General features: G+C 59.7%; 13 protein-coding genes. 8 read left to right on the top strand and 5 right to left on the bottom strand.

Going from position 1 to position 8,923, the window contains the following annotated elements:
* Window positions 1-86 precede the first annotated feature (86 nt).
* Genes petM through FZZ88_RS05280 form a run of 4 tightly spaced genes read left to right on the top strand, consistent with a single transcriptional unit; the run spans window position 87 to window position 2,291 of the window.
* Window positions 87-188 carry a cytochrome b6-f complex subunit PetM gene (petM, locus tag FZZ88_RS05295; RefSeq protein WP_038553686.1) on the top strand — a complete coding sequence of 34 codons (102 nt, stop codon included), beginning with the start codon at window positions 87-89 and terminating at the stop codon, window positions 186-188.
* 56 nt (window positions 189-244) lie between these two features.
* Window positions 245-1,207: an NAD(P)H-binding protein gene (locus tag FZZ88_RS05290; RefSeq protein ID WP_166017328.1), complete on the top strand. Its 963-nt coding sequence runs from the start codon at window positions 245-247 to the stop codon at window positions 1,205-1,207.
* Between the two features lie 53 nt (window positions 1,208-1,260).
* On the top strand, window positions 1,261-1,476 hold the full coding sequence (locus FZZ88_RS05285; RefSeq protein ID WP_006851288.1) for a hypothetical protein: 216 nt from the start codon (window positions 1,261-1,263) through the stop codon (window positions 1,474-1,476).
* Window positions 1,476-2,291 (top strand): methyltransferase domain-containing protein, encoded by an 816-nt coding sequence (locus tag FZZ88_RS05280; protein ID WP_166017327.1) that lies wholly within the window; start codon window positions 1,476-1,478, stop codon window positions 2,289-2,291. The genes FZZ88_RS05285 and FZZ88_RS05280 overlap by 1 nt, the downstream gene beginning before the upstream one ends.
* Here FZZ88_RS05280 and FZZ88_RS05275 read toward each other — a convergent pair.
* The gene (locus FZZ88_RS05275; protein ID WP_166017326.1) at window positions 2,236-2,886 is read right to left on the bottom strand and encodes a pseudouridine synthase; all 651 of its coding nucleotides are present in this window, start codon (window positions 2,884-2,886) and stop codon (window positions 2,236-2,238) included. The genes FZZ88_RS05280 and FZZ88_RS05275 overlap by 56 nt on opposite strands.
* 201 nt (window positions 2,887-3,087) lie before the next feature.
* Here FZZ88_RS05275 and infA point away from each other — a divergent pair, with 201 nt between their 5' ends.
* The gene (gene infA / locus FZZ88_RS05270) at window positions 3,088-3,357 is read left to right on the top strand and encodes a translation initiation factor IF-1 (protein WP_006041809.1); all 270 of its coding nucleotides are present in this window, start codon (window positions 3,088-3,090) and stop codon (window positions 3,355-3,357) included.
* 12 nt (window positions 3,358-3,369) lie between these two features.
* On the opposite strand, the gene trxB is transcribed toward infA, so the two are convergent.
* From trxB to FZZ88_RS05255, 3 genes are all read right to left on the bottom strand, one after another.
* A complete protein-coding gene (gene trxB / locus FZZ88_RS05265; RefSeq protein WP_166017325.1) occupies window positions 3,370-4,752 on the bottom strand; it encodes a thioredoxin-disulfide reductase in 1,383 nt (460 codons plus the stop codon).
* A gap of 107 nt (window positions 4,753-4,859) precedes the next feature.
* The gene (locus FZZ88_RS05260; protein WP_370520011.1) at window positions 4,860-5,183 is read right to left on the bottom strand and encodes a hypothetical protein; all 324 of its coding nucleotides are present in this window, start codon (window positions 5,181-5,183) and stop codon (window positions 4,860-4,862) included.
* 22 nt (window positions 5,184-5,205) lie between these two features.
* Entirely contained in the window at window positions 5,206-6,567 is a 1,362-nt protein-coding gene (locus FZZ88_RS05255; protein ID WP_370520012.1) for a DEAD/DEAH box helicase, read from the bottom strand.
* A 193-nt stretch (window positions 6,568-6,760) separates the two neighbouring features.
* Between FZZ88_RS05255 and FZZ88_RS05250 the strand changes: the two genes are divergently transcribed.
* Window positions 6,761-6,937, top strand: a complete 177-nt coding sequence (locus tag FZZ88_RS05250) for a hypothetical protein (RefSeq protein ID WP_226398884.1) — start codon at window positions 6,761-6,763, stop codon at window positions 6,935-6,937.
* Between the two features lie 33 nt (window positions 6,938-6,970).
* Here FZZ88_RS05250 and FZZ88_RS05245 read toward each other — a convergent pair whose 3' ends face one another.
* Window positions 6,971-7,549: an EF-1 guanine nucleotide exchange domain-containing protein gene (locus tag FZZ88_RS05245; protein WP_115025339.1), complete on the bottom strand. Its 579-nt coding sequence runs from the start codon at window positions 7,547-7,549 to the stop codon at window positions 6,971-6,973.
* 128 nt (window positions 7,550-7,677) lie between these two features.
* Between FZZ88_RS05245 and FZZ88_RS05240 the strand changes: the two genes are divergently transcribed.
* The gene (locus FZZ88_RS05240) at window positions 7,678-8,817 is read left to right on the top strand and encodes a Re/Si-specific NAD(P)(+) transhydrogenase subunit alpha (RefSeq protein WP_206339151.1); all 1,140 of its coding nucleotides are present in this window, start codon (window positions 7,678-7,680) and stop codon (window positions 8,815-8,817) included.
* Window positions 8,817-8,923 (top strand): proton-translocating transhydrogenase family protein (locus FZZ88_RS05235; protein WP_230332838.1); only part of this gene is annotated, 107 nt, incomplete at its 3' end. The genes FZZ88_RS05240 and FZZ88_RS05235, both read left to right, overlap by 1 nt.

Genomic DNA, 8,923 nt, shown 5'->3' with positions numbered 1-8,923 from the left:
TGCGGAATTGCCGCAGCTGTTACAGATCTGCACCAGCCTGCGGGGGGAAGGGATTTAAATGGGCGTGCGATCGCTTTGCCCAGACCATGGCTGCTGAGATTTTTGGAACTGCTGCGATCTTCTGGGTGTTGATTCCCATCGGCCTCGCTGGTGGTGCTCTGCTGCTGAAACTGCAGGGCGACGACTGAAGCAGTCGCTTTGAAGCGGGGGCCATTAGGCTCCCCTCTTCGCGAGGAAGGCGCCGATGCAAGTGCTTGTGGTGGGTGGCACGGGCACCCTGGGACGACAGATCGCCCGTCGTGCCATCGATGCTGGCCACCAGGTGCGTTGCATGGTGCGGGCGCCCCGCAAGGCTGCTTTTCTTCAGGAATGGGGTTGTGAGTTGACCCGTGGCGACCTGCTCGAACCAGACAGCCTGGATTACGCCCTTGAAGGCGTCGATGCCGTTATCGATGCGTCCACAAGTCGGCCCAACGATCCACGCAGCATCTACGAGACGGATTGGGACGGAAAGCTCAATCTGCTTCGTGCCTGCGAAAGGGCTGAAGTCAAGCGTTTTGTCTTCCTCTCCTTGCTGGGAGCCCATCAGCATCGCGATGTTCCATTGATGGACATCAAGGCCTGCACGGAGAAGCTGCTGGAGTCATCGGATCTGGATTACACGATCCTGCAGGGTGCTGCGTTCATGCAGGGGGTGATCAGCCAGTTCGCCATCCCTGTTTTGGAGAGCCAAACCGTTTGGGTCAGTGGCAGCCCTACGGCCATTGCTTACATGAACACCCAGGACATGGCTCGATTCGCTGTTGCGGCTCTCGAGCGGCCGGAGACCGTTCGCAGTACTTACCCGGTCGTCGGGCCTAAGCCCTGGAACACCGGTGAACTGGTGCAGCTGTGCGAACGCTGCAGTGGCAAGACGGCCAGGGTGTTTCGGGTTCAGCCCTTCTTGATCAACCTGATGCAGGGTGTGGCCTCCTTCTTTGAGCCTGCCGTCAACGTGGCGGAGCGGCTTGCATTTGCAGAGGTCACCGGTAGCGGTCAGACCCTCGACGCTCCGATGCAAACCAGCTACGCAGCGTTTGGTCTCGACGAATCCGAAACCACCGAGATGGAGAGTTACATCAGTGAGTACTACGACACGATCTTGAAGCGTTTGCGTGAGATGGAAGCGGATCTCGACAAGGACGCGAAGAAAAAGCTCCCCTTCTGAACCTTGATACCCCTTGGTTCTTTTGTACTATCGCTTTAATTGATCCTTCTCTGATGGCTGTCGCTCAGCTCAAAAATCTGCAGCGGCGTCTGCAGTTGTTGTCGGATGAAGCAGAACAGGGTCTCAACCGTGTTTGCGGTCATGAGTTGTGGAAGTCGGTGGGGCCCGATGCGGTTGATGGTGTGGCGGATCCGGACCGTCGCGCCGAGGCCAACTACTGGTACGGCCAGTGGAATGTGGTGCGTGAGCTGCAGGAGGCCATCGGCTGATGGCTGAGTCATGTTGCCCTCCCTCTCAGCCCCAGTCTCTGGATCAAACACAGGCTGTTGAAGCCCGTTACGGAGCCGCTGCACACGAGCAGGAAGCCTGCTTGTGCACCCCGGTTGGCTTCGACCCTGCCCTGCTGCGAGTGATCCCCGATGCTGTTGTCGAGCGTGATTACGGCTGCGGTGATCCCACCCGGTGGGTGAAGCAGGGTGATCGTGTGCTCGACCTTGGCAGCGGCAGCGGTAAAAACGCCTTCATCTGCAGCCAAATTGTCGGAAAGTCCGGCAGCGTCACCGGTGTGGATCGCAACGACGACATGCTTGTCCTGTCGCGGTCGGCGATCCCGGTCGTGGCGTCAGCAGTGGGGTTCGACAACGTCCGTTTTGTTGATGGAGCCATCGAAGCCCTTGATGCGCCTGCTGCTGCGGGAGAGCCCCTGATTGCCGATGCCTCGATGGATGTTGTGCTGAGCAACTGTGTGCTCAATCTGGTGAATCCATCCTCCCGCGAGAGGCTTCTGGCCAACATTCGCCGGGTTCTTGCTCCCGGCGGACGGGTTGCCATCAGCGACATCGTCTGCGATGAGGTTGTGCCCCTGCGTTTGCAGCAGGACCCTGATCTTTGGAGTGGCTGTATCAGTGGCGCCTGGCAGGAGCAGGATTTCTTGGAAGCCTTCGAGGCCCTTGGCTTTGAGCAGGTTCGCTATGCAGAGCGCAGCGAAAAGCCCTGGCGCGAGGTGGAGGGCATTGCGTTTCGCGCGGTCACCCTCGTCGGTTCCCTCCCCGACGAGGGCCAGAAGAGATCGGCTTGCTGCTGATGAGCTTGTTGAGCCGCTCCTGTTCAGCACCTGTCACTGCACGCCAGTCTCCGGCTTGAAGTTCTTTCAGGTCCAGCGGTGGTCCATTGTCCATCAAGTCAATGCAGCAGCGCACCAAACGCAATGTCGGTAGTCCGACGGTCGCAGTCATGCGTCGCACTTGCCGGTTGCGTCCTTCGGTAAGTGACAGCTGTAGCCAGCTGGTGGGGATCTTGGCTCGGTAACGAATGGGAGGACTTCTATCGGGGAGTTGCGGTTGGTCGAGCCCTTGAAGCCACTGTGCTTTCGCCGGCAGGGTGCGACGGCCTTGAATGACAACACCATCCCGAAGCTGTTGCAGCTGTTCGATGGTGGGCGTGCCTTCGACTTGCGCCCAATAGCTGCGCCAATGGCCAAAGCGTGGGTCGGTGAGGCGCTGTTGCAGGCGACCGTTGCTGGTGAGGATCAGCAGCCCCTCGCTGTCGGCGTCAAGACGCCCAGCGGCGTAGACCTGGGGCACGTCAACAAAGTCGCTCAAGCACCCCCAACGGCTCCCTTCCTCCGGCGTGAATTGACTCAAGACCCCAAAGGGTTTGTTCAGCAGCAGCGTCGTCAAGTCAGCTCGCGTTCTCTCGCATCCTCCACAGGTTGACCACGCCGACGGAGATCAGCAGCAGACCGAGATCCATGCTCAATGGGGGAAGAATCACGGCAGGGGGAGAGGGGTCGGCGTTGGAGCCTAAGGGCTCTGTTCTCTCGGCGGGGCGCAAGTGGCCTTCTAAACTGATACCAGCAAGACAGAATTGGCTACCGACGCATGATCGAAACCTCGGGCGTGATCGAGAAGGAACAGGGCAACGGGTTCTATCTGGTCACCCTCGAGCAGCCTGCAGGCCACCAATGCCTTTGCAGAGCGGCTGGAAAGCTCACCAAGTTTCGAATCAAATTGCTCGCCGGTGACAAGGTTCTGGTGGAAATCAGCCCCTATGACCTCACCCGCGGCCGCATCACCTATCGGGAGCGCAATGCGGGTGCTCCTGGTGGTCGTCCCGGTGGAAACCGTCCCGGTGGACCTCGCCGTCGTTGATGTCCGCTGCCCTCAGGCGGCAGCCTGAAGGCAGGATTCAATCGCAGCCTTGAATTCGCTGCGCTGCTTGACGCCGCGCCATTGCTTCACCATCGCTTTCTGGTGGAACAGCTGAACTGTGGGTGTGCCATTGACCCCTGCCTGTTCAGCGATCTGCTGATCAGCTTCGATGTCGATGACAACAGCCTGGGCAGATCCATTCAGCTCTTCAATCACCCGTCGCAGCTGAGGCTTCAGCACGTGGCAAGGGCCGCAGCTTGGTGAGGTATAGATCACAAGCAGAGGCTTCGTGCTGTCGTGATAAAGCTTGCGCAGGGCAAAGCTTCCCTTCTGCCACAGCCCTTGAGGGTCGTAGGTGGCTTCTGTGGTGACCTCCACGTTGACCGGACGTTCCGCCACCGCTGGCTCCACGTCTTGGCGTTGCACCCGGGTTGCCAGGTCGTGATGGCTTAGCCAGCGCTCTGCTGCCAAGGCTGCTTTGCAGCCACTTCCGGCTGCGGTGATGCCCTGACGCCATTCAGCATCAGCCACATCGCCGGCAGCGAAGACGCCCTCCAAGGACGTTTCCGGACGCCCCACTTCCGTTTTCAAATAACCCTTCTCATCGAGATCAAGTTGCCCCTGAAGCAGATCAGTGTTGGGGGTGTGGCCAATGGCATAGAAGAGCCCTTTGACAGCAAGGCTCTGAGAACTGCCTTCATTGCGATCCCGCAGGGTCATCGACTGCATCCATTCATCTCCGCTGACGTCAACGATCTCGCTGTTCCAGTGCACGGTGATGGCGTCATTGGCCAAGACCCGATCAGCCATGGCTGCGCTGGCACGGAGTTTGTCCGAGCGCACTACCAAATGGACGTGGCTTCCGTATTTGGTGAGGTACACCGCTTCCTCGCAGGCGGAATCTCCGCCGCCGACCACGGCAAGCTCTTCGTTGCGAAACTGCGGCGTGGCCCCGTCACAGATCGCGCAGGCGCTGATGCCCTTGCTCCAAAAGGCACTCTCTGACGGAAGTTTGAGACGGTTTGCACTGGCTCCGGTGGCGATCACCAGGGCATGGGTGTGGATGGTTTGACCGTCGACCTCAATGCGATAGGGCTTCGACGTCAGATCAATGCTGTCGGCATCGGCTTCCAGAAGGTGGGTGCCCCAACGAACAGCCTGGGACTTCATCAGATCCATCAGGTCAGGACCGAGAACACCATCCGGAAAACCGGGAAAATTCTCGACATGAGTCGTGGTCATCAACTGTCCGCCGGGGATCCCCCCGCGTTGAAAGCCAGTGACCAGCAGCGGTTGCAGGTTGGCGCGTGCTGCATAGATGGCCGCCGTGTAACCGGCTGGGCCTGAACCGACGACAACCAGATTTTCGATGTGATCCGAACCGCCTTTAACCACCGCTAAAGCGAACTGACTATGAGTTAAATCTAAAGCCCTGCTTGAGCCAGTGGTGGGTTGTAACCCGAAAAAAGATGCATCAGGCTTGGAGGAATTTAAGGTTGTTTTTAGATTTCAACCTGGGAATCGTTGGACGTTGGGTCGTGAATCGGCCGACGCTTGCTTGGATTGCGCGGAACGGCCAAAACATTGGCCTCAAGCATCTCCATGTTTTCTCCTATGCAAGTGATCCACTCGCAGAATTCTTGGGTGATGGCATAACTGTCTTCATAGCGCTCTTCCTTGTCCAGGACAGCGATGCGCGTGGATGCCCAGCCGCTTGCAACGATGACCCGGCGTTCCATTGCGGCATCCATAACTGACTCCTCGATGTTGATCAGGTTGACGGATAGGGGGTCCCATTCGGCCCACCCATTCGCACAAGTTCGCATTTTTCTCTGACCAAAGCTGTGTTCAGCGCTGCAAAAAAGTGGGCAATTCGGGTGTTTTCAGGCGGATCACCGCACCGGCTCCATCTTCAACCGCTTCGAGGGGAAGGCTGGGGCCGCGCCATGGCCCAACACCCTGCAGGTCATCCTGGGAGTCCTGGCCCTGAGGGCGCAGCACGTAAGGCTCTGCCACCGACCATGACCGTGCGTAGTCCATGAGCAGTGGGTCTGCCGGGGCGAAGACGAAGGAGGCTTCTCGGGGGATGGCTTCGCAGGCGGCTAGCTCTGGTGTCATCCGCACGGCCCGGGTGATGCCCTGCACAAAACGGCTGCGGGTCACAACGGTGGTCAGATAGGCAACCACCCTTAGGCGTGGTGCATCAAAGCCTTCCGCGCACATGTCAATGCTCACAAGCCAATCGGCACTCCCGCTTTGGAAGGCGTTCAAGCGTTCCGTCGCTTGGGGGCTCTGGGAATGAATCAGCTCCACCCGGTTGCCGTCTTCAATCAACACCCGGCTGATGGCCTCGGCGTGATTGATGTCGCGGGCGATGACAAGGCCAGCTGACTGTGGCTGACGCTCCTGAAGTTGATTCAGTTTCTGCTGCGCTCTCAGCAGCACCTGCTGGCCAATGCTGCTGCTGTCGGCTAGGCGTATGGCGCGACGCAGGTTGCGAGCACGCCAGCTTTCCCGCTGTTCGGACGAAAGGGGGGAAACGTCGCGATCGGGTAGTCCCTCGCGGCTGTGTTCCACCCAGCCGTCTTGAAAGCGGAACTCCAGGGGGCGGACATCCCCTGCCGCGATCAGGTCCCTTGGTTCCACGCAGAGATCCGGACGGATCTGCTCGACCCAGCCACCGTCGTCCAGTTGAACCCGGATTCGACGGGCGGCGCAGAACCCCAGGTTGTCGGCACGAAAGGGGGTTCCTGTGAGTCCCAGACGCAGGCTGACGGTGTTGGTCAGCTCCAGAAAGGTCTGCCCCCAGGCTGTTGCGTCCGGTTCGTCGGGATTGACGCCGAGATGGTGTGCCTCATCGGCGATCGCCATGCAGGCGCTTGTGCCCCATTCCTCAAGACGTGCTCGCAGCGCGTCGCGTTGACGACCCGCACCCTGATACGTCACCAAAAGACCGTTTGCTCCAAGGCTCTGTTCCGGCGTGCAGGGCCACTCCTCCAGCCGCAAGCCGAGACGAGCAGCGGCTGATTTCCATTGATTCAGGATTGAGGTCCGGTGGCAGAAGACCACGAAATGGTTCAGTCGGCCTAGATCCCGCATCGCGCGGTATCCCAGCAGGGCACCCAGTGTTTTCCCCGCTCCTGGGCCTGCAAACACAAGAAGGTCGCGGCTGCTGCCCTGAAGCTCAAGCCTGCGTCGCAGGAGTTGGATCAGCTGTTGCTGCCACTGTCTTGGTTGGACAGGTACTGGGTCCTGATCGGTGTTGACCTTGGACGGGAGGTTGAAGCTGACGGCTGAGATATCGCCCCCCCGGGAAGATGAGTCTTTTTAACCATTCTTTTGCGCCGTGGCATCTCTACCGTCCGGCCATCAGCTCCATCGGGATCGGGTCCCGCCCATCGCCATGGCCCAACGCTCCTTCTTCAGCAGCCCTCTCGATCAGCATCGCGATCAACTGGATGGCTGTTGGGAACTCGATTGCGACATCGACCCATTGATTCTTCGAGCGCGCGTTCTGCATCGCCGCGGAGAGCTGAGCTGGGCCCTTGGACTTGAACAGGAAGTGCTGCCGATCGTTTGATTCGGCAGCACGTTTTGGCGCCAGAGTCTTGCTTCAGAGCGCTTCAGCGTGGTTAACCACCAAGTGTTCCACTTCCATTAAGGCCTCTTCTGAGGCGGAGCGAGCGGCCTTGAAATCCCCCTTCGCTGAGTTCAGCATCTGCTCAGCGAGCCGATCCAGCAGCTCTTCCCGGCGTTCCTCAAGCATCGCCACGATTTCGGTTTCCACAAGCGTGCGGACCGCCTGGATGCGCAGGTCATCGTTTTCCGCTTCTGCAAATGTGCCCTGCACGAGTTCCTGGATGAACAGGCGGTGCACTTCGCTGCTGCGCAGAAAGCTTTCCGTGGCGTTGATCATCCCGTCAACCAGGGTTCGATCGGGCTCGCATTCGCCGTCATTCAACTTGAATTCCCAGTCGAGGTGTCGCCGCTGCCAGCCGGCCGTGTGCAGGCTGGGCATCACGCTTTGGGAGAAGGTGTCGACGGAGATTTCATAGATCCGCTCCGCCAGCCGTTCACACCAGTCCTTGCCGTGCAACTGGAGGGTGGACTGCATGGTTTCCCGTTCAACGGCGTGGCCGCCGTGGTGGCTGTGGCAGAGGCCGTCGGGACACTCGATTGCGCTGAGACCCATGAGGAGCACAGAGGATGCACTTCACGTAGCAAGAGCAACAGAAGAGGGGGGCTTTCTTCAGGAAGCTTCCTGATGGCGAGAGGGTGACCCCGTAAGTAACCTCACTTGGGTCGGTGGTTGTGTTCCCCTTGCCCAGACTTCTGATACCGGTGGAGTCGACACCGGAAGAAACCCGGGTTGCGGCAACGCCCGACACGGTCAAAAAATTCATTTCGTTGGGCTGCAATGTGGCAGTCGAACGCGGAGCCGGTACAGCCTCCGGTTACCTCGATGAGGCTTATGCCGAGCAGGGTGCGGATTTGATCCATGCCGGAGATGCATCGGCCTGGAGTCAGGCGGATGTTCTGCTCTGTGTGCAATCGCCGAGCGATGCCGGCCTAGCCCGCCTTCGCCAGGGGGCGTTGGTGGTTGGTCTGCTCTCCCCCTACGCCAACGAAGACCTAACGGCAGGCCTTCAGCGCGGCGGTCTCTCTGCCATGGCGCTCGAACTGCTGCCGCGGATCAGCCGGGCTCAGTCTGCGGATGCTTTGTCCTCCCAGGCCAACATCGCTGGCTACAAGTCGGTGTTGCTGGCTTCCGCTGCTCTGGATCGTTACTTCCCGATGCTGATGACGGCAGCGGGCACCGTTCAACCTGCAAAGGTTGTGATTCTTGGAGCTGGTGTGGCGGGTCTTCAAGCGGTCGCCACAGCCCGCCGCCTCGGTGCAGTCGTCTATGTCAGTGACATCAGGCCGGCGGTCAAAGAGCAGGTTGAATCGCTCGGCGCCCGTTTCATTGAGCCACCTGAGTTGGAAGACAAGCCGGCTGAATCCGGCGGTTATGCCAAACAGGCCTCCGATGCATTCCTGGCTGCTCAGAGACAGCAGCTGTCTGATCAACTGGCTGAGGCCGATGTGGCCATCTGTACCGCCCAGGTGCCCGGTCGCCGTGCTCCGCGCCTGATCAGTGAAGACATGCTCGATCGGATGCGTCCAGGCGCTGTGGTGGTTGACCTGGCGGTGGCCCAGGGCGGTAACTGCGCCGACACCGTGCCTGGTCAGACCGTGGACCGTAAGGGTGTGAAGCTGATCGGCGGCAATGATCTGCCCTGCAGCGTTCCCAATCACGCCAGTGCGCTCTACGCCCGCAATCTCGTGGCTCTGTTGGAGCCCACCATGAAGGACGGTGTCCTCAACCTCGATCCCGAGGATGAACTGATCGCCGGCTGTTTGATCGCCCAGGACGGCACCATCCGTCGTGGCGACGTCCTTACCCCAGGTGCCAACTGATGTTTGTTGAATTCCTTTGGGTTCTCCTGCTTGGCAGCCTGCTTGGGCTGGAGCTGATCGGCAAGGTCCCCCCCACCCTTCACACTCCGTTGATGAGTGGTGCCAA

The sequence above is a fragment of the Synechococcus sp. PH41509 genome, assembly GCF_020514285.1.
In the GTDB taxonomy this organism is placed as follows: domain Bacteria; phylum Cyanobacteriota; class Cyanobacteriia; order PCC-6307; family Cyanobiaceae; genus Parasynechococcus.
This window is presented reverse-complemented; position numbering and strand designations above follow the sequence as displayed.

Coding starts and splice junctions, on each gene's coding strand:
- petM (WP_038553686.1), top strand. CDS start 87: ATGGCTGCTGAGATTTTTGGAACTGCTGCGATCTTCTGGGTGTTGATT.
- FZZ88_RS05290 (WP_166017328.1), top strand. CDS start 245: ATGCAAGTGCTTGTGGTGGGTGGCACGGGCACCCTGGGACGACAGATC.
- FZZ88_RS05285 (WP_006851288.1), top strand. CDS start 1,261: ATGGCTGTCGCTCAGCTCAAAAATCTGCAGCGGCGTCTGCAGTTGTTG.
- FZZ88_RS05280 (WP_166017327.1), top strand. CDS start 1,476: ATGGCTGAGTCATGTTGCCCTCCCTCTCAGCCCCAGTCTCTGGATCAA.
- infA (WP_006041809.1), top strand. CDS start 3,088: ATGATCGAAACCTCGGGCGTGATCGAGAAGGAACAGGGCAACGGGTTC.
- FZZ88_RS05260 (WP_370520011.1), bottom strand. CDS start 5,183: ATGCGAACTTGTGCGAATGGGTGGGCCGAATGGGACCCCCTATCCGTC.
- FZZ88_RS05250 (WP_226398884.1), top strand. CDS start 6,761: ATGGCCCAACGCTCCTTCTTCAGCAGCCCTCTCGATCAGCATCGCGAT.
- FZZ88_RS05245 (WP_115025339.1), bottom strand. CDS start 7,549: ATGGGTCTCAGCGCAATCGAGTGTCCCGACGGCCTCTGCCACAGCCAC.